This window comes from Ruegeria sp. AG6 (assembly GCF_056541565.1).
Map to the genome: position 1 here is coordinate 49,380 of NZ_JBQFYQ010000007.1, position 26,650 is coordinate 76,029.

33 protein-coding genes are annotated in these 26,650 nt (G+C 59.2%); 13 read left to right on the top strand and 20 right to left on the bottom strand.

All coding sequences use genetic code 11. The features are described 5' to 3' along the window. Positions 1-70: 70 nt before the first annotated feature. Positions 71-721, bottom strand: coding sequence for a peroxiredoxin (locus tag ACR0I0_RS14540; RefSeq protein WP_171637316.1), 651 nt, complete (start codon positions 719-721; stop codon positions 71-73). Between the two features lie 213 nt (positions 722-934). Here ACR0I0_RS14540 and ACR0I0_RS14545 point away from each other — a divergent pair, with 213 nt between their 5' ends. Beyond that, positions 935-2,374: an aldehyde dehydrogenase family protein gene (locus tag ACR0I0_RS14545; RefSeq protein WP_480491988.1), complete on the top strand. Its 1,440-nt coding sequence runs from the start codon at positions 935-937 to the stop codon at positions 2,372-2,374. A gap of 59 nt (positions 2,375-2,433) precedes the next feature. Here ACR0I0_RS14545 and ACR0I0_RS14550 read toward each other — a convergent pair whose 3' ends face one another. Further along, positions 2,434-2,871, bottom strand: a complete 438-nt coding sequence (locus ACR0I0_RS14550) for a glyoxalase superfamily protein (protein ID WP_371732282.1) — start codon at positions 2,869-2,871, stop codon at positions 2,434-2,436. Between the two features lie 175 nt (positions 2,872-3,046). Next, a complete protein-coding gene (locus ACR0I0_RS14555) occupies positions 3,047-3,898 on the bottom strand; it encodes a bifunctional helix-turn-helix domain-containing protein/methylated-DNA--[protein]-cysteine S-methyltransferase (protein WP_480491990.1) in 852 nt (283 codons plus the stop codon). Positions 3,899-4,014: 116 nt separating this feature from the next. On the opposite strand from ACR0I0_RS14555, the gene nth reads away from it, so the two are divergent. The 3 genes from nth to ACR0I0_RS14570 all read left to right on the top strand — a co-directional run bounded on the left by nth (position 4,015) and on the right by ACR0I0_RS14570 (position 7,265). After that, complete coding sequence (nth, locus tag ACR0I0_RS14560; protein ID WP_171637323.1) at positions 4,015-4,659, top strand: endonuclease III; 645 nt, start codon at positions 4,015-4,017, stop codon at positions 4,657-4,659. Next, on the top strand, positions 4,656-5,645 hold the full coding sequence (locus ACR0I0_RS14565; RefSeq protein ID WP_171724688.1) for an adenosine kinase: 990 nt from the start codon (positions 4,656-4,658) through the stop codon (positions 5,643-5,645). Before nth ends, ACR0I0_RS14565 begins: the two co-directional genes overlap by 4 nt. Positions 5,646-5,810: 165 nt before the next feature. Continuing rightward, positions 5,811-7,265 carry a metal-dependent hydrolase family protein gene (locus tag ACR0I0_RS14570; protein WP_480491992.1) on the top strand — a complete coding sequence of 485 codons (1,455 nt, stop codon included), beginning with the start codon at positions 5,811-5,813 and terminating at the stop codon, positions 7,263-7,265. Between the two features lie 108 nt (positions 7,266-7,373). Here the strand turns inward: ACR0I0_RS14570 and ACR0I0_RS14575 are convergent, their stop codons facing one another. Next, positions 7,374-7,865 carry an RNA pyrophosphohydrolase gene (locus ACR0I0_RS14575; RefSeq protein ID WP_480491994.1) on the bottom strand — a complete coding sequence of 164 codons (492 nt, stop codon included), beginning with the start codon at positions 7,863-7,865 and terminating at the stop codon, positions 7,374-7,376. A gap of 137 nt (positions 7,866-8,002) precedes the next feature. Here ACR0I0_RS14575 and ACR0I0_RS14580 point away from each other — a divergent pair, with 137 nt between their 5' ends. Continuing rightward, positions 8,003-10,030 carry an FAD-dependent oxidoreductase gene (locus ACR0I0_RS14580; RefSeq protein ID WP_480491996.1) on the top strand — a complete coding sequence of 676 codons (2,028 nt, stop codon included), beginning with the start codon at positions 8,003-8,005 and terminating at the stop codon, positions 10,028-10,030. Positions 10,031-10,051: 21 nt separating this feature from the next. Here the strand turns inward: ACR0I0_RS14580 and ACR0I0_RS14585 are convergent, their stop codons facing one another. Both ACR0I0_RS14585 and ACR0I0_RS14590 read right to left on the bottom strand, forming a co-directional pair. Further along, a complete protein-coding gene (locus tag ACR0I0_RS14585; protein WP_210093663.1) occupies positions 10,052-10,660 on the bottom strand; it encodes a LysE family translocator in 609 nt (202 codons plus the stop codon). 99 nt (positions 10,661-10,759) lie between these two features. After that, positions 10,760-11,200, bottom strand: coding sequence for a DUF4399 domain-containing protein (locus ACR0I0_RS14590; protein WP_209835211.1), 441 nt, complete (start codon positions 11,198-11,200; stop codon positions 10,760-10,762). A 227-nt stretch (positions 11,201-11,427) separates the two neighbouring features. On the opposite strand from ACR0I0_RS14590, the gene ACR0I0_RS14595 reads away from it, so the two are divergent. Beyond that, the gene (locus ACR0I0_RS14595) at positions 11,428-12,333 is read left to right on the top strand and encodes a LysR family transcriptional regulator (RefSeq protein WP_152459401.1); all 906 of its coding nucleotides are present in this window, start codon (positions 11,428-11,430) and stop codon (positions 12,331-12,333) included. A 52-nt stretch (positions 12,334-12,385) separates the two neighbouring features. Here ACR0I0_RS14595 and ACR0I0_RS14600 read toward each other — a convergent pair whose 3' ends face one another. Then, entirely contained in the window at positions 12,386-13,303 is a 918-nt protein-coding gene (locus ACR0I0_RS14600) for a hydrogen peroxide-inducible genes activator (protein ID WP_171172024.1), read from the bottom strand. 98 nt (positions 13,304-13,401) lie between these two features. Between ACR0I0_RS14600 and ACR0I0_RS14605 the strand changes: the two genes are divergently transcribed. Continuing rightward, positions 13,402-14,364 carry a sodium-dependent bicarbonate transport family permease gene (locus tag ACR0I0_RS14605; RefSeq protein WP_171637331.1) on the top strand — a complete coding sequence of 321 codons (963 nt, stop codon included), beginning with the start codon at positions 13,402-13,404 and terminating at the stop codon, positions 14,362-14,364. On the opposite strand, the gene ACR0I0_RS14610 is transcribed toward ACR0I0_RS14605, so the two are convergent. From ACR0I0_RS14610 to ACR0I0_RS14625, 4 genes are read right to left on the bottom strand one after another with little or no spacing between them, the layout of a single operon-like run. Next, entirely contained in the window at positions 14,357-15,259 is a 903-nt protein-coding gene (locus tag ACR0I0_RS14610; RefSeq protein WP_480491998.1) for an OmpA family protein, read from the bottom strand. The genes ACR0I0_RS14605 and ACR0I0_RS14610 overlap by 8 nt on opposite strands. Beyond that, positions 15,256-15,813: a peroxidase-related enzyme gene (locus ACR0I0_RS14615; RefSeq protein ID WP_480492089.1), complete on the bottom strand. Its 558-nt coding sequence runs from the start codon at positions 15,811-15,813 to the stop codon at positions 15,256-15,258. The genes ACR0I0_RS14610 and ACR0I0_RS14615 overlap by 4 nt, the downstream gene beginning before the upstream one ends. A 30-nt stretch (positions 15,814-15,843) precedes the next feature. Next, positions 15,844-16,554, bottom strand: coding sequence for a GNAT family N-acetyltransferase (locus tag ACR0I0_RS14620; RefSeq protein ID WP_209835209.1), 711 nt, complete (start codon positions 16,552-16,554; stop codon positions 15,844-15,846). Further along, the gene (locus ACR0I0_RS14625) at positions 16,551-17,273 is read right to left on the bottom strand and encodes a competence/damage-inducible protein A (protein ID WP_209835208.1); all 723 of its coding nucleotides are present in this window, start codon (positions 17,271-17,273) and stop codon (positions 16,551-16,553) included. The genes ACR0I0_RS14620 and ACR0I0_RS14625 overlap by 4 nt, the downstream gene beginning before the upstream one ends. A gap of 50 nt (positions 17,274-17,323) precedes the next feature. Here ACR0I0_RS14625 and sfsA point away from each other — a divergent pair, with 50 nt between their 5' ends. Next, complete coding sequence (gene sfsA, locus ACR0I0_RS14630; RefSeq protein ID WP_480491999.1) at positions 17,324-18,031, top strand: DNA/RNA nuclease SfsA; 708 nt, start codon at positions 17,324-17,326, stop codon at positions 18,029-18,031. A gap of 1 nt (position 18,032) precedes the next feature. On the opposite strand, the gene ACR0I0_RS14635 is transcribed toward sfsA, so the two are convergent. Then, on the bottom strand, positions 18,033-18,428 hold the full coding sequence (locus ACR0I0_RS14635) for a RidA family protein (protein ID WP_245218178.1): 396 nt from the start codon (positions 18,426-18,428) through the stop codon (positions 18,033-18,035). Positions 18,429-18,697: 269 nt separating this feature from the next. Between ACR0I0_RS14635 and map the strand changes: the two genes are divergently transcribed. After that, the gene (map, locus tag ACR0I0_RS14640; protein WP_171637336.1) at positions 18,698-19,510 is read left to right on the top strand and encodes a type I methionyl aminopeptidase; all 813 of its coding nucleotides are present in this window, start codon (positions 18,698-18,700) and stop codon (positions 19,508-19,510) included. Here the strand turns inward: map and ACR0I0_RS14645 are convergent. The 4 genes from ACR0I0_RS14645 to ACR0I0_RS14660 form a co-directional block, all read right to left on the bottom strand. Further along, positions 19,498-19,677, bottom strand: coding sequence for a hypothetical protein (locus ACR0I0_RS14645; RefSeq protein ID WP_209835206.1), 180 nt, complete (start codon positions 19,675-19,677; stop codon positions 19,498-19,500). The two genes, map and ACR0I0_RS14645, sit on opposite strands and share 13 nt — an antisense overlap. Positions 19,678-19,702: 25 nt before the next feature. After that, the gene (locus tag ACR0I0_RS14650; protein WP_171724699.1) at positions 19,703-20,338 is read right to left on the bottom strand and encodes an HAD family hydrolase; all 636 of its coding nucleotides are present in this window, start codon (positions 20,336-20,338) and stop codon (positions 19,703-19,705) included. A gap of 89 nt (positions 20,339-20,427) precedes the next feature. Then, on the bottom strand, positions 20,428-20,985 hold the full coding sequence (rsmD, locus tag ACR0I0_RS14655; RefSeq protein WP_171724700.1) for a 16S rRNA (guanine(966)-N(2))-methyltransferase RsmD: 558 nt from the start codon (positions 20,983-20,985) through the stop codon (positions 20,428-20,430). Then, positions 20,982-22,193, bottom strand: a complete 1,212-nt coding sequence (locus tag ACR0I0_RS14660; protein ID WP_171233428.1) for an NAD(P)/FAD-dependent oxidoreductase — start codon at positions 22,191-22,193, stop codon at positions 20,982-20,984. The genes rsmD and ACR0I0_RS14660 overlap by 4 nt, the downstream gene beginning before the upstream one ends. A gap of 99 nt (positions 22,194-22,292) precedes the next feature. Between ACR0I0_RS14660 and ACR0I0_RS14665 the strand changes: the two genes are divergently transcribed. The 4 genes from ACR0I0_RS14665 to ACR0I0_RS14680 all read left to right on the top strand — a co-directional run bounded on the left by ACR0I0_RS14665 (position 22,293) and on the right by ACR0I0_RS14680 (position 23,815). Next, a complete protein-coding gene (locus ACR0I0_RS14665; RefSeq protein WP_171637345.1) occupies positions 22,293-22,778 on the top strand; it encodes a peroxiredoxin in 486 nt (161 codons plus the stop codon). Positions 22,779-22,880: 102 nt separating this feature from the next. Next, a complete protein-coding gene (locus tag ACR0I0_RS14670) occupies positions 22,881-23,126 on the top strand; it encodes a glycine zipper 2TM domain-containing protein (protein ID WP_171637346.1) in 246 nt (81 codons plus the stop codon). 11 nt (positions 23,127-23,137) lie between these two features. Further along, positions 23,138-23,485, top strand: a complete 348-nt coding sequence (locus tag ACR0I0_RS14675) for an EF-hand domain-containing protein (protein WP_480492001.1) — start codon at positions 23,138-23,140, stop codon at positions 23,483-23,485. 21 nt (positions 23,486-23,506) lie between these two features. Next, the gene (locus tag ACR0I0_RS14680; RefSeq protein WP_171637348.1) at positions 23,507-23,815 is read left to right on the top strand and encodes a hypothetical protein; all 309 of its coding nucleotides are present in this window, start codon (positions 23,507-23,509) and stop codon (positions 23,813-23,815) included. Here the strand turns inward: ACR0I0_RS14680 and ACR0I0_RS14685 are convergent. The 4 genes from ACR0I0_RS14685 to ACR0I0_RS14700 are packed head-to-tail and all read right to left on the bottom strand — an operon-like array spanning position 23,812 to position 26,554. Continuing rightward, positions 23,812-24,105, bottom strand: a complete 294-nt coding sequence (locus tag ACR0I0_RS14685) for a 4a-hydroxytetrahydrobiopterin dehydratase (protein WP_152459417.1) — start codon at positions 24,103-24,105, stop codon at positions 23,812-23,814. The two genes, ACR0I0_RS14680 and ACR0I0_RS14685, sit on opposite strands and share 4 nt — an antisense overlap. Continuing rightward, positions 24,102-25,289, bottom strand: coding sequence for a GNAT family N-acetyltransferase (locus ACR0I0_RS14690; protein ID WP_171637349.1), 1,188 nt, complete (start codon positions 25,287-25,289; stop codon positions 24,102-24,104). Before ACR0I0_RS14690 ends, ACR0I0_RS14685 begins: the two co-directional genes overlap by 4 nt. A 45-nt stretch (positions 25,290-25,334) precedes the next feature. After that, the gene (locus ACR0I0_RS14695; RefSeq protein ID WP_171637350.1) at positions 25,335-26,102 is read right to left on the bottom strand and encodes a glycerophosphodiester phosphodiesterase family protein; all 768 of its coding nucleotides are present in this window, start codon (positions 26,100-26,102) and stop codon (positions 25,335-25,337) included. After that, positions 26,099-26,554, bottom strand: coding sequence for a RidA family protein (locus ACR0I0_RS14700; protein ID WP_171724704.1), 456 nt, complete (start codon positions 26,552-26,554; stop codon positions 26,099-26,101). Before ACR0I0_RS14700 ends, ACR0I0_RS14695 begins: the two co-directional genes overlap by 4 nt. Positions 26,555-26,650: the final 96 nt, after the last annotated feature.

Genomic DNA, 26,650 nt, shown 5'->3' on the forward strand with positions numbered 1-26,650 from the left:
ATATCCTCGGGGGGAATCGTGCCTGCGGGCACGATGGGGGGCAGACAGCCCCCCTGACCCGGCAACCGGCTTACGACGGCGCTTTGGTCTTGCGCAGATAGGGGAAGATCGTTTCGAACTCGCCAAACTTGGCCTTGGCGTCTTCGTTCGACACGGTTGGCGGGATGATCACGTCTTCACCCGGCACCCAGTTGGCAGGTGTCGCAACGCCCTTGGCCGACATCTGCAAACCGTCTAGCGCGCGCAGAATTTCGGCAAAGTTCCGGCCCACGGTCATAGGGTAGGTCATCGACAGCTTCAGCTGCTTGTCCGGTCCGATGATAAAGACGGAACGCACCGTGGCACTGTCAGCCGGTGTACGGCCGTCGGGCAGATATGCTTCGGCGGGCAGCATGTCGAAAGCCTTGGACACAGCCAGACCGTCGTCGGCGATGATCGGAAAGCCGGGTTCGGCCTTGCCGTATTCCTCAATGTCCTTCTTCCACTTTTTGTGGTCTTCGACACCATCGACCGATACGCCGATCACCTTGGTGTTGCGCGCGGCCCATTCGTCATTCAACTGCGCAACGGCCGAAAACTCGGTGGTGCATACAGGTGTGAAATCCTTTGGGTGCGAGAACAGAATGGCCCAGCTATCGCCAATCCAGTCGTGAAACTGAATGGTGCCCTGATCCGTTTCTGCCGTGAAATTCGGAACGGTGTCGTTGATACGCAAACCCATGGGGCATCTCCTTCTCTGTGAAAAACCTGAATCGGTTGTTTGGAACCTAATCACTTTGTGTGCAGGTTAAACCGTCCATCGCGCTTGAGGATACGGATTTCGTGGGCATTGCCAGAAAATAATTTGATCAAATTCACTATTGCTCAGCCTGTGCATGGGTGACAGAGTGGCCCCGAACAGCCGATTTCAGGCAGACCTTCAGGAGGGCTCAGGATGATCGAAAAGCGGGATTTCTATATTAATGGTCAGTGGGTGGCCCCATCGCAGCCCAATGACTTCGAGGTCATCAACCCGTCAACCGAAGACCCCTGCGCTGTGATCTCGCTTGGCGCCGAAGCCGACACGAATGCGGCCGTTGCCGCGGCTAAGGCCGCCCTGCCGGGCTGGATGGCCACGCCAGTGGAAACCCGCATCGCGCTGGTGGAAAAACTGGTCGAACTCTATGCAGCCCGGGCAGAGGATCTGGCGCAGGCGATGTCGCTGGAAATGGGCGCCCCGATCGATCTGGCGCGCTCGGCGCAGGCGGGTGCCGGCATCTATCACCTGAAGAACTTCATCCGCGCCGCCAGGTCGTTTGAATTTGAACGCCCGCTGGGGGATCATGCGCCGAATGATCGCATCATTTACGAGGCGGTAGGCGTTGCCGCTTTGATCACGCCGTGGAACTGGCCGATGAACCAGATCACGCTCAAGGTTGGGGCTGCTGCGATTGCGGGCTGCACCATGGTGCTGAAACCGTCGGAACAAAGCCCGCTGAACGCGATGATCTTTGCCGAGATGATGGGCGAGGCAGGCTTCCCGCCCGGTGTGTTCAATCTGGTCAACGGCGACGGCGCGGGGGTTGGTTCGCAACTTTCGGGCCATCCGGATGTAGACATGGTCAGCTTCACCGGCTCGACCCGCGCAGGCACCGCGATTTCCAAAAATGCGGCTGATACCCTCAAGAAAGTACATCTTGAGCTAGGAGGCAAAGGGGCCAACGTCATCTTTGAGGACGCGGACGAAAAAGCGGTCAAGCGTGGGGTGCTGCACATGATGCAAAACACCGGCCAAAGCTGCAACGCCCCCAGTCGGATGCTGGTGCAGCGCCCGATCTATGACAAGGCTGTGGAAACCGCGGCCGAGGTCGCAAACATGGTCAAGGTTGGCCCTGCCTCAGAGGAAGGCCGCCATATCGGACCGGTGGTGAATGAAGTTCAGTGGACCAAGATTCAGGACCTGATCCAGAAGGGCATCGATGAAGGGGCGCGGCTGGTCGCAGGCGGCACCGGACGGCCAGAGGGGCTGAACAAGGGCTACTATGTCCGCCCCACGGTCTTAGCCGATGCAAACAACCAGATGACCATCGCCCGCGAAGAAATCTTTGGCCCGGTTCTGGCCATGATCCCCTTCGACACCGAAGAAGAGGCTGTCGAAATCGCCAATGATACACCCTATGGCCTGACCAACTATGTTCAGACGCAGGACGGCGCGCGTGCCAATCGCATGGCGCGGGCGCTGCGGTCGGGCATGGTCGAAATGAACGGACAATCGCGCAGCGCGGGCTCACCGTTCGGCGGCATGAAGCAATCCGGCAACGGGCGTGAAGGCGGCGTCTTTGGGCTTGAGGACTTCCTCGAGATCAAAGCTGTCGGTGGTTGGGCGGCAGAGTAACTTACCTGCAAAGCAGACAGATCGGGCGGGGCAACGCGGTTGGCCCCGCCCGCAACCCCCTATAGGGGCCGCACCACAAGCTGGGGTACGCCATCGGACGTGCGGCGCTGGGATTGACCGTCCCACCCAATCTCGCCGGTGACGCGCTGTCGAAATGCAGAAAAGCTGTCAAAGCGCACCACATCGACCGGCGTATCGAAATGCAGGGTCACTCGGCGACGCGCGCCATCGCCAAGCATGGTCAGACCGCGAATTTCGGCCGTGAACGCCTGACCCAGATAGCGCCCTTCGACCCGATCACCCACGCGCAGATGCATCCGGTTTCCGGCCATTGCGTGCAAGGTGTTCCAGTCTCGAACGCCATGCTGATGGGCCAACAGTTCCAATGCCGCACTGTGCGACAGCGAAACGCCCTTCGTTTTCAAGTCTTCCCGCAGGCGTTTCGCCTGCGCTTTCAGCTCTTCAACCGGAGCAACGGTTTGGGATCGTATCATCATGTGCCTCGTGTCCTTGAACGGGCGCGAAGTCAGGACGGGGCTCGCATTTCCATCCGCGCGCCGGGAAAGGGCAACAGATGCTTTTCAAACCGGGTTTCACCAAAGCCAATGGCCGCGAACGGCAGGGGACCCGAACCTGAGGTGCCTTTTTGGCAGCGGCCGGGCCGTCTGTCAATCAGGCGTCTGCCTGCGCCGCCTCATAGGCCAGCATGGCACGCTTGACAGGCAAGCCCCAGTGATAGCCCCCCAGACCACCTGATTTGCGCAATGCCCGATGGCAGGGGATCAACCAACTGACCGGGTTGCGGCCAACTGCCGTTCCCACGGCGCGAACGGCTTGCGGCGAGCCGACTCGCTGGGCGATCTCGGAATAGGTCGTGACCTGCCCGGACGGGATATGCATCAGCGCTTCCCACACCTTGATTTGCAAAGGTGATCCGATCAGGAAAACCGGTGTCGGCTCCAACCGGTCGCTGGCAGCGCCAAAAGCACTCAGCGCCCAACGACGCAGACGCATCGGATCTTCGACAAACGTCGCCTTGGGCCAGCGCGAGATCATGTCTTCCATCGCGGCCTCTTCGCCGGTCTCGGCGCCGAAGGCAATGCCGCAGATGCCCTTGTCGGTCCCCATGACCAGCGCAGGGCCAAAGGGGCATTCGAACCACCCCCAATAGATCGTCAGACCTTCGCCTTTGCGGGCATATTCGCCGGGGCTCATGGATTCCCACGTCAGGAACAGGTCATGCAGACGTCCGCTGCCGGACAGGCCCACATTGTGGGCCGTTTCCAATGTCGTAAACCGTTCACGCAACAATGCCTTCGCATGGCCCAGCGTCAGGTATTGTTGATACCGTTTCGGTGACACTCCGGTCCAACGCGAGAACAAACGCTGGAAATGGGCCGGGCTCATATCCATCTGGCGTGCCAGTTCATCAAGGCTCAGGCCTTCACCACCCTGATCGATCAACTCGATTGCCCGGCGCATGACGTTGTAATGATAACCGCTTTCTGGGGTCTGGACGTTCATGGTTCCACCTCATCATCTGACAAAACCATAGCGCGCTGGCCACGCTGTCGCGACCCGGAACTTGCGCATTGGCTTTGTGCTTGTGTCAGGGCGCGGTGGACGGCATTAAGGCCCGGATGGCAAAGCAACTCGACTATCATACGATCCGCGAGATTTTCACGCGCTTTCAGAAGGCCGACCCGGAACCCAAGGGCGAGCTGGAGCATGTGAACGTCTATACTCTGGTCGTCGCCGTGGCCCTTTCGGCGCAGGCCACGGATGCGGGTGTCAACAAAGCGACGCGCGACCTGTTCAAGATCGCCGACACGCCGCAAAAGATGCTGGATCTGGGCGAGGACGGCCTGATCGAGCACATCAAGACCATTGGCTTGTTCCGCCAGAAGGCCAAGAACGTCATCAAGCTCAGCCGTATCCTGGTTGACGAATATGGCGGCGAGGTTCCCAATTCCCGGGCTGCCCTGCAATCCCTTCCGGGTGTGGGCCGCAAGACGGCCAACGTGGTTTTGAACATGTGGTGGCGGCAACCGGCGCAGGCGGTGGACACCCATATCTTTCGCGTCGGCAACCGCACCGGTATTTGCCCCGGCAAGGATGTGGACACGGTCGAACGCGCCATCGAAGACAATATTCCCGCTGACTTTCAACTTCATGCGCATCACTGGCTGATCCTGCATGGCCGGTACCACTGCAAGGCGCGCAAGCCGCAATGCCCGACCTGCATCATCCGTGATCTCTGCCAATTCGAGGACAAAACCCTATGAAGACTTATCAACTGACCGGCATCGGAAATGCCGTTGTGGACGTGATTTCCCAGGCCGATGACAGCTTTCTGGAGCTGATGGGCATCGAAAAAGGCATCATGCAGTTGATCGAACAGGAACGCGGCGAGGTGCTGTACGCCTCGATGGAAAGCCGAGTTCAAACGCCGGGCGGCTCGGTGGCCAATACCATTGCGGGCGCAGGCGCGCTTGGGTTGGATGCAGCATTCATCGGCCGGGTACACGATGACGCTCTGGGCCGGTTCTATGCAGATGCGATGAATGAAGATGGCGTCGACTTCGTGAACCCGCCTGTTCCGGGTGGCGAATTGCCGACGTCACGCTCGATGATCTTTGTCTCGCCAGATGGTGAGCGGTCAATGAACACCTATCTGGGCATTTCCTCGGAACTGTCGTCTCAGGACGTTTCGGATGAGGTCGCTGGAAACAGCCAGATCATGTTCCTTGAGGGATATCTGTTCGACAAAGAGAAGGGCAAGGCGGCATTCCTTGAGGCCGCACGTGCCTGTCACAAGGGTGGCGGCAAGGCCGGGATCGCCATTTCCGACCCGTTCTGTGTGGAACGGCACCGGGTGGATTTCCTGCTGCTGATTGAAAACGAGCTGGATTTCGTGATCGGCAACGAGGCCGAGATCAAATCCCTGTTCGAAACCGACGACCTGGAAGAGGCGCTGCGGCGCACGTCGGCGATCTGCCCGCTGGTGGTCTGCACCCGGTCGGGCGACGGGGTGACGGTTATGAACGGCGACGCTCGCATTGACGTACCGGTCGAGAAGGTCGTCCCCGTTGATGCAACAGGTGCGGGCGACCAGTTTGCCGCCGGGTTCCTGTTTGGCATGGCAACCGGCCGCGATTTCGAGACCTGCGCCCGTATTGGCAATGTCTGCGCCCGCGAGGTCATCAGCCATATCGGCCCGAGACCCGAGGCGGATATGCTGGAATTGCTGCGGGAGGAAGGGCTGCTTTGAGCCCGAAGCGGTCAGTGAAATCCATCGTTATCACGCGTGAACGTATCGTCTGAGGCACGTTCACTATGGAACCTATTTTTTTGTGCGCATGGCGAATTGGCGGACTCTCGTTGCTTGGATGAACCGGTTGGTGTTACTCTTGGGAAAAGCGGGGGATAAAACACCATGAGCATTTCAAAGTCTGGCTTAGTAGCCGCGCTTGCGGCCAGCGTCTCGATCACGGCATTTGAGGCCGCTGCGCAGTCAGACATTTCAAGTGCTTATGCGCCCGGCGAATTGCCCGCGATGATTTTCGACGCAGAGCGGCCTGAGAAAACACTGATTACGAACGTCAACATTTTTGATGGCGTCAACAATGGCCTAACAGCAGGAAGTGTGCTGGTTGAAGGTAGCCTGATCTCTGAAGTTTCAGCAGGAACCATCGATGCAGCGGATGCCGTGGTTATCGATGGGGGTGGTCGCACGCTCATGCCCGGAATGATAGATGGCCATGCTCACGTCATGATCAACGATGACTTTGGACCAGTCGAGCGTGACCTCGACATTACAGACATCAGCTATAACGCGGTCATAGTTTCTGAACGTTTTGTCAGAGATGGGTTCACGACCGTCAGAGACATGGGTGGGCCCGCGTTTGGTCTGGCAAGAGCGATCAATCTAGGTCGTGTGGTTGGCCCGCGCTTATATCCGTCTGGTGCTTTTATCTCGCAAACTTCTGGCCACGGGGATTTCCGTGATCGCGCCGACGGAGGCTTCTCCATTCACGATGCCGGCGACCTATCAAATTTCGAACGCATGGGGATTGGCAACGTCGTGGACGGTGTGCCTGAGGCCCTGAAAGCGACCCGCCTCAACCTGCGCAATGGTGCAACGCAGATAAAGATTATGGGCGGCGGCGGAGGTTCATCTCGCTTCGACCCAATTGACACCACGCAATTTACCGAAGATGAAATCTGCGCAATTACAGGTGCAGCAGCAGATTGGGGAACATATGTTGCGGCACACACCTTCACTGATCGCGCTGTGAATCGCCTGCTTGATTGCGGTGTGAAAACGTTCGAGCACGGCTTCTTCATTTCAGAAGAAACAATGCAACGAATTGCTGCAGAAGGCGGCTTCATGGTGCCGCAAATGTGGGGTATCTCACCCGATCTTGCTCGCAACCCTCTCATGCCAGCAGCCAAAATTCCGTTGGTTGAGGAACTTGGGAAGCAGTATGCTGATTTTGGACGCAACCTTCTGAAAAATGGCGTGAAAGTCGTCTTCGCTTCAGACTATGTCGGCAAATTCGCCGATGCGGAACGGGCGCGCCGTTATGAAATCTGGTGGCGAACTCAGACGTTCGACAGCAACTTTGAGGTATTGAAGCAATTGACTTCAACCGCTGGAGAAATGATCGCGATGTCTGGGCCGAGGAACCCATATCAGGCCGGAAAACTCGGCGTTATTGAGGCTGGAGCATATGCCGATCTTATTCTGGTGGATGGGAACCCGCTTGAGGACATCACCGTAATCGGCGGTACTGATCAGTGGTTCGACGCACCCGAGGAATGGGAGCCAATCGATACGATCGACCTCGTTATGCTAAACGGCGCGGTTTACGTGAACGAAATGGAATAGAGCGCCCACCGCCACCAATTTGGTGGCAGTACAGAGCCTGCTTTCATTTCGATTGTCTATGGCGGCTTTGTCCGCCTAGCGGATCAATCTGAAACGCAACCCAAGCGATCAGAATTCGCTTAGATAGTCGGAAAAAGCCTCGACCACGCGCTCATACACCTCGCGCTTGAAGGGCACGATCTCGGCGATCAGCCGGTCTGGCTCCTGCCATTTCCAGCAGGTGAACTCGGGGTGGTCGGTTTCGATGTCGATCTGATCGTCGGTTCCCAGATACCGCATCAGGAACCATTTCTGCTCCTGCCCGCGGAAGCGGCCCTTCCATATCTTGGGCACGATGTCATGCGGCAGGTCATAAGGCAGCCAGCCCTCGGTTTCCGCGATGATTTCAACCAGATTAGCCGTGACTCCGGTTTCCTCCAACAGCTCTCGCAAGGCCGCATCACGAGGGTATTCGCCCTTGTCCACACCGCCCTGCGGCATTTGCCAGGCGTTCGTGTGGCGGTCGTTGCGCTGTCCGACAAAGATCTGGCCCTGATCGTTCATCAGCATCAGCCCGACGCAGGGGCGGTAGGGCAGTTTTGCAATATCTTCGGGGGTCATGCGCGGCCTCATCGGGTTGTTCCGCCCACCTCTAGCAACCACCGGCGCAACAGCAAAGAGGGTGACGTGGGGTTTCGCGTGACAAAGTTTACGCGAACGTCAATCTATCGCACAAATTCAGGAGGGAGAGTTTTGCCATGACTGTGTACCCAAACATGCTGGCACCACTGGATCTGGGCTTTACCACGTTGAAGAACCGGGTCCTGATGGGCTCGATGCATACCGGGTTGGAAGAAACCGGCGACTGGAACCGGGTGGCCGAGTTCTATGCCGCCCGCGCGCGCGGTGGCGTGGCGCTGATGGTCACGGGGGGAATCGGGCCGAACCTTGAAGGCTCGGTCCTGCCGGGGGCGGCGATGATGACCAGCGACAAGGACGTGGCCAATCATTCCGTCGTCACCGACCGTGTGCATCAGGCAGGTGGCAAGATCGCGATGCAGATCCTGCATGCGGGCCGCTATGCCTATGGGCCGAAATGCGTGGCGCCCAGCCCGGTGAAGTCTCCGATCTCGCCCTTCCCCCCCAACGAGTTGGACGAGGACGGCATCGAGAAACAGATCAGCGACATCGTCAACGCCGCCGTGCTGGCCCAAAAGGCGGGCTATGACGGGGTCGAGATCATGGGGTCCGAGGGTTATTTCATCAACCAGTTTCTGGTGACCCACACCAACAAGCGCACAGACCGTTGGGGCGGGTCCTATGAGAACCGCATGCGCTTGGCTATCGAGGTGGTTCGCCGCACCCGCGTGGCGGTGGGAACCGATTTCATCATCATCTACCGGCTGTCGATGATCGATCTGGTACCCAACGGCTCGACCCATGACGAGGTGGTGCAACTGGCGCAGGAGATCGAAAAGGCCGGGGCCACGATCATCAACACTGGCATTGGCTGGCACGAGGCGCGGATTCCGACCATCGCCACCAGCGTGCCACGCGCGGCCTTTTCCTGGGTGACCAAGAAGCTGATGGGCAAGGTGGGGATTCCGGTCATCACCTCGAACCGGATCAACACGCCCGATGTGGCCGAGCAGGTGCTGGCCGAGGGCTGTGCCGATATGGTCTCTTTGGCGCGGCCGATGCTGGCGGATGCGGATTTCGTGGCCAAGGCGATGGCCGGCGAGTCGGCCAGGATCGCGCCCTGCATCGCCTGCAACCAGGCCTGCCTGGATCACACCTTCAGCGGCAAGCTGACATCCTGCCTTGTCAACCCGCGCGCCTGCCACGAGACCGAGCTGGTGATCGAAAAGGCCGCCACGCCCAAGCGCGTGGCCATCGTGGGCGCGGGTCCGGCGGGCCTGTCCACGGCGATGACGGCGGCGGAGCGCGGCCATAACGTGACCGTGTTCGATAAGGCCGACGAGATCGGCGGCCAACTGAACATGGCCAAGCAGGTGCCGGGCAAGGAAGAGTTCTGGGGCTTGGTGGACTGGTACCGCACCATGCTGAACGATCTGGGCGTCAAGGTCGAATTGGGCCGCAAAGTCGGCGCCGACGATCTGGGCGGGTTCGATGAGGTGGTGATCGCCACGGGCGTCAACCCGCGCGACCCGCAGATCCCGGGCGAAGACAGCGACAATGTCGTGAACTATATCGACGTGCTGCGCGACAAGGCCCCGGTGGGCAAATCGGTGGCCGTGATCGGCGCCGGCGGCATCGGCTTCGACGTGTCGGAATACCTGTTGGAGGAAGGCCATTCGCCCACCACCGACCTGCCCTTGTGGATGAAGGAATGGGGCGTCGCCGACCCTGAACAGCACCGCGCAGGCCTGGCGCCCGAAGGCCCGCAACCCGAGACGCCCAAGCGGCAGGTCACGCTGCTGCAGCGCAAGAAGCAGGCGCATGGCAAGGGGCTGGGCAAGACCACCGGCTGGATCCACCGCGCCACGCTGAAGATGAAGGATGTCAACTTCGTGGGCGGCGTGAACTATGAACGCATAGACGACGAGGGGCTGCATGTCTCGTTCGGAGAAGAGCGCGCCGATCCGACCGTCATCAAGGCGGATACGATCGTTCTGTGTGCAGGACAGGTGCCCGAGCGGTCGCTGGCCGACGCGCTGATCGAACGCGGGATCACCCCGCATGTGATCGGTGGGGCGGACGTGGCGGCCGAACTGGACGCCAAACGCGCGATCAATCAGGGCACACGCCTTGCCGCAGAGTTCTGAAGCCACTCGTTCAGAGTGTCTTCAGTCCGACAGCGCGAGCTTTGCACCCAATGCACCAAAAGCGGTTGCGAAACACCGCTTTATCCACGCCATCACAGCAGGGCGCCGGATCACATAGTCCCGCGCCAGTGCGGCGCATGCCCCATACCCGACAAAAACAACAAATGTCATGGCCATGAAGGCCAGCGCCAGTTTGGCCAGTTCCATTCCTGCATTTGCTGCGTTCGCCGGCAGGAATTGAGGCAGAAAGGCCAGGAAGAATAGCGACAACTTTGGGTTCAAAACGTTGATCAGCGTTCCTGTCACGGCAATTCCAAAGTCGCTTTTTGCGGATTTCTCCGCCGCGACATCCATGGCACCGCCGTCCTTCAGGATACCCCATGCCATGTAGAACAAGTACAAGACGCCAAGATATTTGATGAATTGAAACGCGACGGCACTGGTGTGCAGCAAGGCTGCAAGTCCGATGATGCCGGCCAAGGCCGCCGGAACGATCCCAAGTGTGCATCCGAAGGCTGCGGCAAGACTTGCGCGAAACCCGCGCCCAAGACCGACAGCCAAAGTATAGATGACGCCGGTACCCGGCAGCAAAACAACAATCAATGATGTGACGAAGAATTCCAGCGACATTATTACCCCCTGCAAATGCAGGCAGATTCACTAAGTGCGCCGAAAATGTAAATGCCTTTCCATCACATGAACCGAACGGACGGTTTCAACGACCTGCGGCTATTCCACGGTGATCGTGATCACTTCGGATACAATAGGCGGGGAATGCGGCACATGCCCGGCATCGCCCAGAACCAATTGCAGGGTGTGTTGGCCCGGCGACAGATCCAATGTTACTTCGGTCTGACCGCCTCCGAAGTGCATGTGATTATCGTCGGCGGGCAGGCCATTGGCCAACTCATCCTCGCCATCCTCGCCTTCACCCAGCGGGGGACGGTCAAGCAGCAGGTGGTGGTGCCCGGTGTTTTCTTTGTCGGTTCCGGCGGGCGCGACGCCCATGCCGCTTAGGCCAAAGACAACCGTGACCGGTGATTGCACGGTATCGCCATCCGACAGGTTGACGAAATAGACTTTTGCATCAGGATTCGACGGGGTCTCTCCTCCGGCATGCGCAAAGCCCACAGAAAGGCAAAGCGCAGCAATGGCGAAAAAGGTTCTCATGATCTCCTCCCTGGTCACAAAAATGCCATTCTCAATGAGAGATCTTAGCGCGATTGCCTGAAAAACACAGCATCACAATGCCTGAGGTGAGTTTGGAAACCACTGTTTCTGCGTTTCTCATACGCAAACGATCCGATTCAAATCCCTGATATTATCCCATGTCTGCCCCGTTTCCGCCCAGATTCAGCGCCATAGTCAGGACGGAAATCAAGATCTGGGGAACGAGTATGGACCGACTGACCGAAATGGAAGCCTTCGCCAATGTGGTGGACCAGGGTGGCTTCACCGATGCGGCCAAAAAGATGGGCATCTCCAAATCAGCTGTGTCCAAACACGTATCGAGCCTTGAGGCGCGTCTGGGAGCGCGGCTGTTGAACCGCACCACGCGCCGGGTTTCACCAACGGAAATCGGGCTGGCCTATTATGACCGCGCGCGGCGCGTGTTGAATGATGCCGGAGAAGCGGATTCACTGGTCACGTCAATGCAATCGGCCCCGTCTGGTCTTTTGCGCATCAGCGTCGCCACGGATTTCGGCGTCAATCACCTGTCACCTGTTCTGTCCGAGTTCCTTGCAGCCTACCCCGACATCACCGTGAACATGGTTTTGAACAACCGCTATGTCGAGCTGATTTCCGAAGGATTTGACGTGGCCGTGCGCATTGGTGAGCTGGAAGACAGCACGTTGCGCGCCCGCAAACTGACCGAGACGGTCAAACGCATGGTCGCCGCGCCCAGTTATGTCGAAAGATTCGGCCGGCCGCAGAAGATCGATGATCTGAACGAACACAAGCTGCTGCATTATTCCAGCCAATCCTCGGGCAATGTCTGGAAACTGACCGCGCCGTCCGGCGAAAAACGTCAGGTTCGTACCGCCGGGTGGTTGAGTGTCAATGATGGCCAATCCCTGTTGAACGCAGCGGTTTCCGGCCTGGGTATCGCCTATCTGCCCAGCTATCTTTACGCCGAAGCCCTGAAGGCCGGGCTGGTTGTCGATGCAATGCCGTCCCTGCCTGACGAAGTTCAAGGCGTTTACGCCGTCTACCCGCCGGGCCGCTTTACGCAACCCAAAGTGCGGGCCTTCATCGATTTCCTCGTTGATTCCTTCCACGGGAAGGGTCCGATGGACTGGTAATTTCTCCCTGAAGACCAACCTTTGGCCCGCGTATAAAAGTGCGGGCCTTTTTTTACGGGTCGATCACTGACAGTCCCATGGACCGGGCGGAAGTGCGCAAGCTGTCCGTCAGCACATTCTGACCCGGCGGTGGGGTCTCGGAACTGCGTGCCAAAAGAGCAATATCGCGATTTGCATTGGCGATGGAGAGCGGTCGCAAGCGCACCTCGTCGCGGTAGATCCCCTGTCTGCGAGCATAAAGATCAGGCAGTACGGCAACACCAACACCCGAAGCCGCCATCAGAACAATGGAATCAAGCGTCGTGCCTTCATACTCATCCGAAACAACCCCACCGCATTCCGCCGCCAATGCATAGACGATGCGCGACAGGCGGTGGCTTTGATCCAGGGTGAGGAAGATCCGGTTCTGAAGATCGGTGGCACTGACACCCTGCAAGTCCCGCGCCAGAACGTCATCAACGGCAACCGCGACCCAAAGAGGTTCGTTGAACAACCGGTGTTGCACGGTATTCGGATGATCTTCGGGCGTGGACAATATCAGATCAAAGCGACCGGATTTCAGACCCTGTTCCAGATCCAGTGTGTTTTCCTCGCGAACCGCAATACGCAATCCGGGGCGAATCCGGTGCACCTGTTTGATGGCTTGCGGCAACAGATAAGGCCCGATCGAAGGCAAAACCCCCAGTCGCAATCGTCCTCCGACGGGCATATCGTTCGACATGGCGTGGCGAAGGTCCTTGACCTCTGCCAGGATCTTCTGTGCGCGCAAGATAAATTCTTCTCCTTTCGCCGTCACCTGGATACCACCCCGGTTACGCTCAAAGATCCGAACGCCAAGCTCTTGTTCTACAGTCGCAATTTGCGTCGACAGGCTGGGCTGGCTGACATTCAGCACCTCGGCAGCCAAACTGAATCGCCCAAGGCGACTGACCGTAACGATGTATTCCAACTGTCGCAATGTGGGACGCATTTCATAGCCTGAAACTATATATAACTTAGAAAGATAGTATTTGGCGAAATCAGTTTTGCAAGGCACCTAACCCGAAAACGAGGGATCAGGAGTCAATTATGCCCGGAGTGATCGAGACGCTTTCCAGCAACCTGCTTGTGCCGACCATACTGTTTTTTGCCCTTGGGCTTCTGGCTGCCTTTGTACGCAGTGACCTGTCCATTCCGGCGGGCGCGGCCAAGTTCATGTCGCTTTACCTGCTGCTGGCCATCGGGTTCAAAGGCGGTGCCAGTCTGGCCGCGCATGGCATTCACCTGCAACTGTTCCTGACGCTGCTGGGCGGTGTCGCCTTGTCCTTTACCATCCCCTTCGTGGCCTTTGGCCTGCTCAGGGTGATGACACGGCTGGATGCGCTGAACGCGGCGGCGGTGGCAGGGCACTATGGTTCGATCTCGATCGTCACCTTTGTTACGGCCACCAGCCTGCTGGATCTGGTGGGGCTGACCCATGACGGATTCATGGTGGCCGTTGCGGCTGCGATGGAGGTGCCCGCAATCCTGTCGGCGCTTTGGTTGGCGCACAAGACCGGAAGCAATGGCGTCAAGGATGACAAGCTGTGGCGCGATCTGCTGGCCAATGGCTCGATCGTGCTGCTTACCGGTGCCTTCCTGATCGGAGCCATCACCGGTGGTGAAGGCATGCAGATGATCGCGCCCTTCATCGTGACGCCTTTCACCGGAATTCTGTGCCTGTTTCTGCTGGATATGGGCCTGTCGGCAGGGCGCAGCCTGATCAGCAACCGAGACAAGCTGTCGGTTGGCCTGTTCGCCTTTGGTGTCTTGATGCCCCTGATCGGCGCATTTATGGCCTGGGCGGTAGGTGCCGTGATCGGCTTGCCACAGGGCAGCTTGTTCCTGTTCATGGTGCTGTCAGCCTCGGCTTCGTATATCGCGGTTCCCGCCGCGATGAAGATCGCCCTTCCAAAGGCCGAGGCCGGGATCTATCTGACCTTGTCGCTGGGGGTGTCGTTTCCGTTCAACATCACCGTCGGATTGCCGCTGTACCTGTGGTGGGTCAGTTGACCAGCAATACGGCTTCGACCCGACGGTTGAGATCGCGCCCTTCCGGAGTTGCATTCGATGTGAGCGGAGACAGATAGCCAACACCCTGCGCTTCGATCCGGTCGGGTGCCACGCCATGCGCATCGATCAGGCGGGTCCGCACCGCCTCGGCCCGGCTTTTGCTAACCGCAATATTTGCCTGTAAGACGCCGGTATCATCAGTGTGCCCCACCAACGCCAGGCGTGTGTTCGGGTTGTCGGTCAAGTATCCGGCCAGCAAGGTCAGCGAGTCAAACGGCCCTTCGCCCAAGGCAACCTCGCCCGTCGGAAAATGCAGGTCATCCAGGATCACGTGGCCCGTTGTCGCCAAGGCCTCCAGCAATCCGACCGGGCCTTCCACGGCTTGCTCGATCACCACAGGGTCCGGGTCCGGCGCGTCCTGGGGTGTGACCCGGATCATCTGAACATAGCCATCCGGGGGATTGCGGCTGACCAGCAGGCTAAGGGCAACCGGCCCCTTGGTGGCCGACAAAAACCGGTAATCCTGAATGGCGACATACATGTCCGGGGTTGGCACGACCTCGGTGCCAAAACGGAAATCAAAGCCGCCACAAACCCGCGCGTCGCATTCGAACAGGATCTTGTAGCCCTGCGCCTCGATCTGGTCCCGCAACGGTGCCAGCAGCTGCAATGTCGTGCTCGACCCCGCCTGAAGCCGCCACGTATAGCGTTCCACGCGCCCTTCGAGCGTTTCTGCGGGAACCGAGCCATTTGCATAAGGCCCCGTCGGCAGGTCATAGCTGTCCAGTGGCGATGTTCGGTCGCTGATCTGTCGGGCACTGGCCGGCAAGGTCAGGTCCTGCGCGGCAACAGGTCCTGTCATCAGCAGGGCAACAAGGGCGGTGGCGCGGATCATCGAAACTGTGCGTGATATTCTTCGTTGGGCACCATCGCCGTTGCGCTGGCGACCCGGTTTGACATGTTGAAAAACCCGGCGACATTGGCGATGTCCCAGATGTCGCGGTCGGAAAAGCCTGCATCGCGCAGGCGCTGGCGGTCGGACTCTTCGATCTCGGCGCTGGCGGTGGTCATCTTTGCGGCAAAGTCCAGCATCGCCCGTTGACGCGGCTCCAGCGGGGCGACGCGATAGTTCATCACCAGCATTTCGCCCAGTTGCGGATTGCCCGAAAGCTGACGCACCGCCGCCCCATGGGCGACCAGACAGTAGAAACATTTGTTGATTGACGAGACGACGACCGCGATCATCTCGCGTTCCAGTTTGGTCAGCCCGCTGTCAGCCAGCATCAGGTCGTTATACATCGCGGTGAAGGCGTTCAGCTTGTCGATGTCGAATGCGTTGGCTTTCAGCACATTCGGCACCATGCCCAGTTTTTCGACACAGATATCAAAGTATTTCTGCGTTTCCGGCGGCAGCGGATCGACCATGGGCAGGTTCAGCGCGGTAGGCATGTCTTTTTGTGTCACGGCGGCCTCTTCGGTTCAGACAAGATGACGGTAATGGTATTCGCCCGCGATCTCCATCCCGAGGGCACGATAAAGACCGTTGGCGCCCGCATTGGCCTTGGTGCAGATCACGCTGAGGTTCTGCGCACCGTGATCACGCGCCCAGAATGCGGCCGCGCGCATGGTCCAGTGGCCCAGCCCCTGACGACGGTGTTCGGGCAACACTTCCAGCGCGTGGACCATCGCAGTGTCTGCATGCATCGCCACAAAAGCCACGCCGCTGGGTTTGTCGTTGTGACGCAGCAAAAATCCTGTCTTGGGTCCCTTGGCACGTTCCATCACCGCGATCCGCTCGGGTCCGATCCCGCCCGAGGCCCAGATTTCGCGCATGATCTCAAGCGGTTCCCAGATCGAAAACACCATGACCGGTGGGATCGGCTGATCGATCAGCCGAGAGATGGGGCAGACATAAATGTTGACCGGGTCAAGAATGTCGTATCCCCGCTGGGCCAGCATTGCATCCAGAGCTTCATCCCCGGGCCGCAGGCAAAAGATGCGTTTTTGCCCCATGGACAGCATCGCGGCCTCGGCGGCGTCGATATCGTCTTCGTTGGCCGGGCCCAATGCACTGGCCGCTGATACGCGCGACCCTCCGCCCCGCCCCTCACGCAGCAGAAACGGGCCAAGCCGCTGATAGCGTGCGGCGGGCCATGTTCCGTCGACTATTTCCGCCCAGTTATTGCTCAAAGCTCAAGCTCTTTCGCCAGGCGGGTGGTGGCCGCGTCGATCCGGCCTCCGTCGGTGCCGCGTACAACCACGTTGGCCCCGAAGGCACCGTTGATCTGAAACGGATAGCACCCGATGGACAAGTCACTGAAATCTTCGGCCAAGGCCGCCAGGGTTGCGGCGATATCACCTTCTCCGCGGTCCACACGCAGAGTTTGCGACAGCAAAGGGCGGCCTCCGGTTAATGTTGGCAACACGCTCGCCACCATCGCCTGAAAAACCGACGGCACACCTGCCATGACATGCACATTCGCAAGCGTGAACCCGGGCGCTGTCGAAACCGGATTTTCGATCAGCGTCGCCCCGTCCGGAATACGCGCCATGCGCAGGCGGGCGGCATTCAGTTCCAGCCCGGATTTGTCGTAATGGGCCTGCAACAGCGCGCGCGCGTCATCGCGCACATCAATGGGTGTATCGAAAGCGCGGGCAATGCAATCGGCCGTGATATCGTCATGGGTCGGGCCGATGCCGCCGCTGGTGAAGACAGTGTCATAGGCATCGGACAACGCTTTGACGGCCGCTTCAATGGCAGGGGCATCATCGCTGACAATGCGGACCTCTTTCAGGTCGATGCCGTGTTTGGTCAGCTCCTGCGCCAGAAAATGCATATTCGCATCGCGGGTGCGACCCGACAGGATTTCATCCCCGATCACCAGCATCGCTGCGGTTGGATTGGCCATGGCGCTGTCCCCTCTTGATCGTTTTCAGGGGCAGGTATAGGCCGTGAGACATGCGTTTTGAAACCCCTCTTGTCCCCGCCCGGCTGATCCGCCGCTACAAACGCTTTCTGGCCGATTGCAGGCTTGAGGATGGAAGTGAGGTAACGGCCCATTGCGCCAATCCGGGATCGATGATGGGGCTGGCCGAACCGGGTGAGAAAATCTGGCTGGAACCCAACGACGATCCGAAGAAAAAGCTGAAATTCGGATGGCGGCTGGTGGACCACGAGAACGGGCATTTTACCGGGGTCGATACCTCGGTCCCGAACCGGGCGCTGCGGGCTGCTTTGGAAGCCGGTGATATCCCCGAACTGGCCGCCTATGACACCGTCCGGCCCGAGGTGAAATACGGCGACAACAGCCGCATCGATTTCCTGCTGACGGGGCCGGGCCTGCCGGATGCCTATGTCGAGGTGAAAAGCGTGACACTTTCACGCCAGCCCGGACTGGCCGAGTTTCCCGACAGCGTCACAGCCCGTGGCACCAAGCATCTGGGCGAGTTGGCCGCGATGGCGTCACAAGGGCACCGGGCGATCATGCTGTATTTGGTTCAGCGAACCGATTGCGACCGGTTTGCTTTGGCGGCCGATATTGATCCAGCCTACGCGGCGGCATTTGAGGCGGCGCAGGCGCAAGGGGTGGAACGGATCGTTTGCGGGACGCGGATAACGCCGTCGGGGGTTTGGGTGCAGACTGAAATGAGGATCTTGGCCGGCTGAGTCAGTCCGCAACGACAGCATCAACCTCAATCTCGACCAGCCACTCGGGATTCACAAATCGTTCGATGGCCATGATAGTATCTACAGGGCGAGCATCCAGACAATACAGCTTTCGGGCTTCGATCGCCTGTTTCCAGTTTTCGATTTCGGTCAGGATGACACGCGTTCTGACAATATCGTGCAGCCCTGACCCGGCACGCTCAAGCGCATCTTTGATGATTTCGAAACATTGTCTGGTTTGCAGATAGACATCGCCGACACCCACAGTGTTGCCGTCAGCATCGACTGGTGCGGTTCCCCCGACCGCGATGAAGTTCCCGACCCGAACCGCTCGGCTGAACCCAACGATGCTTTCCATGGGGTTTCCGTTAGAGATCAATTCTCGTTTCTGTGACATGCATCCGGTTCCCTGATTTTCTCAAGAAAAAGTGCAATCATTAGATACTGATCCGCCTGCCGTGAAAAGTGTCCAAGCCAGTAGCCGTACGGATTGCAGTCGAGGCGGTGGGGTCCGAGATGCTGCAATGCAGCCCCTACTCTTGAATCCTGAGCCAACGGAACCAAGTTTCCCGCATGGTTTACGCAGTCTGAACACGCGCCCTCTGGTACTTTCTGCACAAGCAGCGTAAAAGGAATGCTGCGCGCAACATTTGGAGCTTAGCGTCGATGAAAGAGCATCGTGGCCGCCTGACCAAGGACGGCATTCGCATCTATGAACAAGGTGACTTCGCCGGGATGCACGCGGCGGGGGCTTTGGCGGCGCGGATTCTGGATGATATTGCCGAACATGTGTTTCCCGGACAAACCACGGGCGCCATTGACGGGCTGATCACGCAGATGGTCGAAGACGCCGGTGCGACCTCGGCCACCATAGGTTATAAAGGCTATCAGCACGCCAGCTGCATCAGCGTGAACCACGTGGTCTGCCACGGTATTCCAGGTGAGAAAAAGCTGAAGGACGGCGATATCCTGAATATCGACGTCACCGTCATCGTCGATGGCTGGTTTGGCGACACCTCGCGCATGTATGTGGCGGGCAAGCTGCCGCGCAAGGCGGAACGGCTGATCCAGGTGACCCATGACGCACTGTTCAAGGGCATCGAGATGGTCAAGCCGGGCAATACCTTTGGCGACATCGGCCATGCCATCCAGTCCTATGTCGAAGCACATCGGATGAGCGTCGTGCGTGATTTCTGCGGTCATGGTCTGGGTCGTGTGTTTCACGCGCCACCGAACGTATTGCACTATGGTCGCCCGGGCACCGGTGCCGTGCTGGAAGAGGGTATGTTCTTTACCATCGAACCCATGGTCAATCTGGGTCGCCCGGAAACCAAGACTCTGGCCGACGACTGGACAGCCGTGACCCGCGACAAATCGTTGTCGGCACAGTTCGAGCATTCGGTGGGCGTCACCTCGGATGGGGTCGATATCTTTACCCTGTCACCCGCTGGCAAGTTTCACCCGACCTATTCCTCCTGATCCGCGGCCTGCTCACGGAGGAGTTTCAGCAGCACCGTTTCAGCCCCCCACGGCGTGACCGCGTCGTGGATGAAGACCGGCGCGCGCAAGGGTTTGCGCTCTGGGCTGGTGGAAACTTCTGCATCACTGGAAAAGGTCCAGGCAAAAGGTGTCAGGGTGCGGTCCATGCGTGCACACTAGCACAACCGCGGGTCAAAGTCCCAACAACCCATGCGCCTGTGACATGTCCGTGATCACCTCGGCCCCCAGATCCGCCAGCTTTTCACCGCCTCCATGAGGCGCATAAGCAAGGCAACGCATGCCGGCGCGGATCGCCGCCGTGACACCACTGTGGCTGTCTTCGATCACCACCGGAGCCGTCGCGCCAAAGTGCTCGGCGGCCAGGCGGAACATCTTTGGGTCCGGCTTTCCGGTGCCCAGCACATGGGCCGAGAACATCACGTCTTTGAAACGGTCCCAAAGCCCGTTCTGACCCAGAGTGATCTTCATCTTGTCCGGGCTGCCATTCGACGCGACGCAACAGGGGATACCCTTTTGATCCAGCCCCGCAAGCAGGTCTGCGATGCCGGGGACCAATGGCACACCTGCGCGTAGGCGGTCGTAGGTTTCGGCATAGACCTGATCTATCCAGTCTTCGGGCAGAACGGCGCCCATCGCGCGGGCCTTGTCCCGCACCCCCACCATGGTTCCGCCCACGAACAGGGACATGCATTCACGCAGTGCCAGTTGCAGGCCATGATGCGCCAGATTGTCCACCAGCACCTGGTTCGAGATCACTTCGCTGTCCACCAGAACGCCGTCGCAATCGAAAATGACAAGATCGTGCATATGGGATTCCTGCTGTGCCTCGCGCTCGGCCTATCCAAGCTGTCCCGTCAATGCAAACACAGGCCCCGGGCCAAACCGCACGGAACATCTCAGCCTGGCACATCTTTCCACATCAAGGAAATATGCGTGTCGCCATATTTGCGACTGTCTTGCAATGTGAACCCGGCCGGCGCCTGCATCGGGGCATTTTCTTCCCAGACCAACAAGGCATCATCCGCGATCCAGCCATTGGCCAAGGCGGCGACGGCCTTCTGCCCCATGGATTTCCCGTAAGGCGGGTCCAGAAAAACCAGATCGTATGGCGCGCCGGGATTGTCGCCCAACCGGGTCGCATCGCGACGGACCAAGTCGGTACGGTCGGCGCTGCGGGTCAGGTCGATATTCTTGCGTATCAACCCCTGAGCCACCCGCCCGTCATCGACGAAGGTGACATGCGACGCCCCCCGCGACAGCGCCTCGAGCCCCAGCGCCCCGGTTCCCGCGAACAGATCCAGCACGCGCAAACCGTCAAAATCGATCTGGTGGTTGAGCACATTGAACAGGCTTTCACGCACGCGGTCGGTGGTGGGGCGCAGATGCGCGCCCGCATCACCCTTGCCAACCGAGGCGAGGGCGCGGCCCCGGAATTCTCCGGCTATGATCCTCACGCCTTGAGCAGCGGTTTCAGGTCCGCGTTCGGATCTGCCACGACTTCGGGATCAGCGGTCTTGCCCATTTCGATCAATCGCTTGCCGACCATGTATGCCCGCGGGTCATTCATCGCGTCCACAGCAATCAGCCTGTCGCCTTTGTAATACCAGAAAGACACGGTCTGACCCTCGCCCTTGCGGGTCACCACGCGATCATATCCGGTGTTCAGGCCCGCGATCTGAAGCTTGACGTCGTACTGGTCCGACCAGAACCATGGGGTCGCCACATAATCCTTGGCGGCACCTAGCATGTTCTGCGCCACAATTTCGGCCTGGTCGATGGCGTTTGGGACGCTTTCCAGACGGATACGCCCTTCGCCATGCGGAAAAGAGGCGCAATCGCCCGCCGCCCAGATCGACGGATCAGACGTGCGACCATGGGCATCGGTTTTGATGCCGTTGTCCAGTTCGAGCCCTGCCATCTCGGCCAGTTGGGTTGAGGGGGTGATGCCCACACCAACCACGACGAAATCAACGTCCAGCGTCGTGCCGTCCGTCAACACGGCCCCCACAACCCTGCCATTTTCGCCAATCAGACGATCCAGCCCGACGCCTTCGCGGATGTCGGCACCGTATTCGCTGTGTAACGCGCGGAAATACGCGCTGGTTTCTGGCGCAGCGACCCGTTGCAGGATGCGGTCGGCCATCTCGACCAAGGTGACCTTGACGCCGCGTTTCGCGCAGACGGCGGCGGCCTCGAGCCCGATGTAACCGCCGCCCACAATCAACGCGCGGGCGCCTTCGGTCACTTTGGGTTCCATCTCGTCAATATGGGCCAGGTCGCGCACCACGTGCACGCCGTCCAGATCACCTCCGATGGCGGCAGGCAGGCGGCGCGGATCTGACCCGGTGGTCAGCGCCAGTTCGTCATACGGGATGACTTCATCCCCAACAGTGACCGTCTTGGCCTTGGGGTCGATGCCGGTCACGCGCTGGCCAAGCCGCAGAGTGATGTTGTTTTCGGCATAGAAGCTTTCGGGTCGCAGGAACAGGCGCTCCAGTTCCATCTCTCCAAGAAGATAGGCCTTGGACAAAGGCGGGCGCTGATACGGCAGATGCGGCTCGGCCCCGATCAGAGTAATCTCTCCGTCGAACCCGTCCTTGCGCAACCGCGCCACCAAGGACGCTCCTGCCTGACCCGCGCCAATCACGACAATATGGCTCATGCTTTGCCCACCCTGCAGATTTCCCGTGGTCTCTCTGATTTGACCACCTATATTGCGGCTTAGCCCAATTCTGCAAATCCAAACGACAGGAGCTGAAAAATGATTTCAACAGGAGACACTCTGCCCGAGGCCACACTGATCCAGATGGGGGCCGACGGGCCAGAGGAAGTTCGGATTTCAGACAAGACCAAAGGGCGCAAGGTTGTCATTTTCGCTGTGCCCGGCGCCTATACCGGCACATGCACCACCGCACATGTGCCAAGCTTCATTCGCACCAAAAAGCAGTTCGACGACAAGGGCGTGGACGAGATCATGTGCCTGTCGGTCAACGACCCGTTCGTCATGCAGGCCTGGGGTGAATCCACCGGCGCGGCCGCAGCCGGACTGACCATGGTTTCAGACGCGGCCTCAGAATTCACCAAAGCCATCGGCATGGATTTCGACGCCCCGCCCGTTGGCCTGTTCGCACGCTCGAAACGGTATGCGATGCTGGTCGAGAACGGCAAGGTCACGGCCCTGAACCTGGAAGATAACCCCGGTGCTTGCGGGATCTCGGCGGGTGAAGGTCTGCTGGAGGTGATCTGAATTTGGCCGGCCCCGGTCTGTCCGGGGCCGCGTGAACCCAATTTAACTTGAAGCACTGCCTCAATGCGCGAATACTCGTCGCACAAAATTGGGGAGACTTTTATGAAACTTAAGGTATTTCCATCCATCCTGACCAGCGCAGCCCTTTTGGCAGCCTGCGGTCCGGCCCCAACCCCGCAACAGCAAGCCGCCCGGCAGCACGAAATTGCCTGCCTCAGCGGCACATTGGGCGGCGCCTTGATCGGCGGCGCGATCGGCAACCAGTTCGGCGGCGGATCGGGCAAGACGATCCTGACCGCAGCCGGCGCTGCTGCCGGTGGCATTGAAGGCCAAAGGTTTGCATGCTGAGGAGATTGGACATGAAACGGACGATTTTTGTATTCACGGCTGCATTCCTGGCCTCGGCGACCAATGCCGAAACCGTGGCCAAGCTGCATGAAAAAGAATTGAATGCCATCGACGCAAACAATGACGGGTTCCTGTCCAAAGACGAATTCGACGCTTTTTCGGATTATGCGTTTCAGGCCATGGACGAAGACAAGAACGGCACACTGGGTCAGGCCGAGGCCAAGCCGTTTCTGGACATAAAGCAGTTCCAGGATGTTGACCGCAACAAGGACAGCTTTATCTCAAGATCGGAATATGATGCACAGATGAATGAAGATTTTGGCGTGGCAGATCAGAATGGCAATGGTCAACTGGACTAAGCCCGCTTGAGGGAGCTTGCTATGAAAAAATGGATCGGAATGGGTGCTTTGGCACTGGCCGCGGCCTGTGACGTTCAGCAATCTCCTGTGGTGACGGGGCCTGACGGACAGGCCCGCATCCAGATCAATCCGTCTGGCCTGACCTGCTATGAAAACCGGTGTCTGGATATCAACCCAGCGGCGCGCAGCGTGCGCCAGATCGGGAACAAGACCACTGGCATCCCAAGGTCCATCGATGTCAGCGATGGCACCGTCACACCTGCGGAATTCAAGCAGATGGGCACGGCTGCGTCGCTTGCCGGTGGCCAAGGGTCAGGCAACGACCGCTAGCACAGACTGTCCATCTTTCGGGCCAGTTTGGCGTCCAGTGACGACAGGCCGCCTACGTCATGGGTGGACAGAACCACCTCGACCGTGCGGTAGACGTTGGACCATTCTGGATGATGGTTCCATTTCTCGGCCCAGATCGCCACTTGCGTCATCCAGCCAAATGCGTGCACGAAGTTGTCGAAAATGAAGGTCTTGGTGATCGCGTCGCGGCCTTCGACCATGGTCCAGCCGTTTTTGAACAGCGGATCCAGCAGCGGGCCACGGGTCTCGGCGGACAAAAGTTCAGTCATTGCTGTTCCTCCGGGTTCGATTTCCTGAACGGGCCGTAATCCGTCAGAATCTCGATCTCTTCTCCCACTGCGCGGCCTTCGGCGTCCAGATATTTTTTGACGGCATCGGCAAACCCCGGATCGCCGACCCAGTGCAAGCTATGCGTGCGTGTCGGCAAATAGCCCCGCGCCAGCTTGTGTTCGCCCTGAGCGCCCGCTTCCACCCGGGCCAGACCGTGGGCAATGGCAAAGTCTATCGCCCTATAGTAGCACAGTTCGAAATGCAGGCAGGCATGATGTTCAATGCAGCCCCAATACCGCCCAAAAAGCGTTTCGCGGCCTATGAAGTTCAGCGCACCCGCAATGGCATGACCATCCCGTTCAGCCAAAACCAGGGCCATGTCCTTCGCCATCGTCTCTTGTGCGATGTCAAAAAACTGACGCGTCAGATAGGGCGACCCCCATTTTCGCGCCCCGGTATCCTGATAGAACCGCCAAAATGCATCCCAGTGTTCCGGGCGCAGGTCATCGCCCGTCAATGTGTGGATTTCACCGCCAAAACCATTGGCCTGCGCGCGTTCCTTGCGGATGTTCTTGCGCTTGCGTGAGGACAAGGCCGCTAGGAAGTCATCGAATTCGGCGTAGCCATCATTCAGCCAGTGAAACTGCTGCGAGCTGCGAAGCATTAGCCCCATCTGCTCTCCGGCCAATGCCTCGGCTTCTGTACAGAAGGTTACGTGAACCGAAGAGACCTGATTGTCGGCCGCCAGTTGAACGGCACCCTGCACCAAAGCCGACATTCCGATCCTGTCATAACCCGGGCGCACCAGAAACCGCCGCCCGGTGGCGGGTGTGAACGGCACCGCAATTTGCAGCTTGGGATAATACCGTCCGCCTGCGCTTTCATAGGCATGGGCCCAGCTGTGGTCAAAGATGTATTCGCCCTGGCTGTGCGATTTGGCATACATCGGGGCCGCTGCGATCAGGATCCCGTCAAGAAAGGCGGTCAGGTATTGCGGTTGCCAACCCGTACCGCGCCCGACCGAGCCGCTTTCCTCGAGCGCCAGCAAAAAGCGATGCGTGGTGAAGGGATCAAGGGGCCGCCCACCATCAGCGGCCTCGGGGCAGGCACAGGCATCCCACTCGGCCGCTGAAATCCGCGACAGAGACCCAATGACCTGAACTTCGATTTGGGCCTGATCCATGTTTCCTCCGCACCAGCCCTTTATCTGTGACCGAGGCGGCAAGGTTCAAGCTGAATGCGCGGCCAGATACCCTTCGAAGGTCACATTGTCGGCAACCATGCGGGCCTCTGCCTCTTGTTCAGGCGTTCGGACGGTCCAGCACAGGATCGGCACGCCCTGCGCCTTCAGTTCGGCCACACGCGGGCGGGAAAGATCTTCCGCCTCGTGGCTGATGAAACCGGCCCCGACACGGTCAAAATCAGGAATGTCGCGCAGGGTGTCGCAGACGTCTTGCGGCAGAAGCTCGACACTGGGCTCATAGGCGCAAGTCGTGATGCCGCGCGGCAGATGCGGGGCCAGCCGCGCCAGTTCCGCAACCGAGTTTGGATTGAAGGACATCAGGGCCACCGGGCCGTCATAGCCCTGCAATGCGCGCACGGTGTCGTGCTCGAGGGCGCCGATATTCATACCCATAACGCCGTCCTGATCCTTCAGCTCGATCAGCAGCGGCACCTGGCCTGCGACCATGTCCAGCACTTCATCCAGCGTTGGAATGCCGTCATCCCCATACAGAAGGGTCAATTCAGACGCCGCCGCCGCCGACACCTGCCGGATCGGCCCGGGCTGGCCGGTCAGACGCCCCATGTCGTAATCATGGAACACGACGGCACGATCATCAGATGTCAGCTGAAGGTCGATCTCGATCCCGTATCCGGCATCAATGGCGGCACGAATGGCCGCCCGGCTGTTTTCCGGGCGGTTGTTCGAGACGTCATGCAGCGCCCGATGAGCAATCGGGGCCTGCAAAAACGCAGTTGGCAGGGGCGGTATCATTCGATCTCGAATATGCCTTCGATCTCGACCGCCACGCCCAAAGGCAGCGACGCAGCACTTACGGCAGAGCGCGAGTGGCGACCGGCGTCGCCCAGCGCTTCGACCAGAAAGTCGGATGCGCCGTTGATCACTTGCGGCTGCGCAGTGAAATCTGCGGTCGAGTTCACGAAACCGGTCAGCTTGATGACACGCACCAGTTTGTCGATATCTCCGCCACAGGCCGCCTTGACCTGTGCCAGCAGATTGATCGCGCAGACCCGCGCCGCTGCGGCTCCGGTCTCGACATCCATATCATCGCCCAGCTTGCCGGTGATCAGCTCGTCTGATTTCGATATCTGGCCGGACACGTACACGATATTGCCCACACGCACATACGGCACATAATTTGCCGCTGGCGCGGGTGCGTCGCCCAGCGTGACACCGAGGCTTTCCAATTTTGCAGCGATGCTCATTGAGAGGGTCCTTCCCTGATTGACTCTGCCGGACGCTAACCGGGAAGCACAGCCGTGGAAAGACGGAATGCGGCAAATTCCGGCTTGCATGCGATC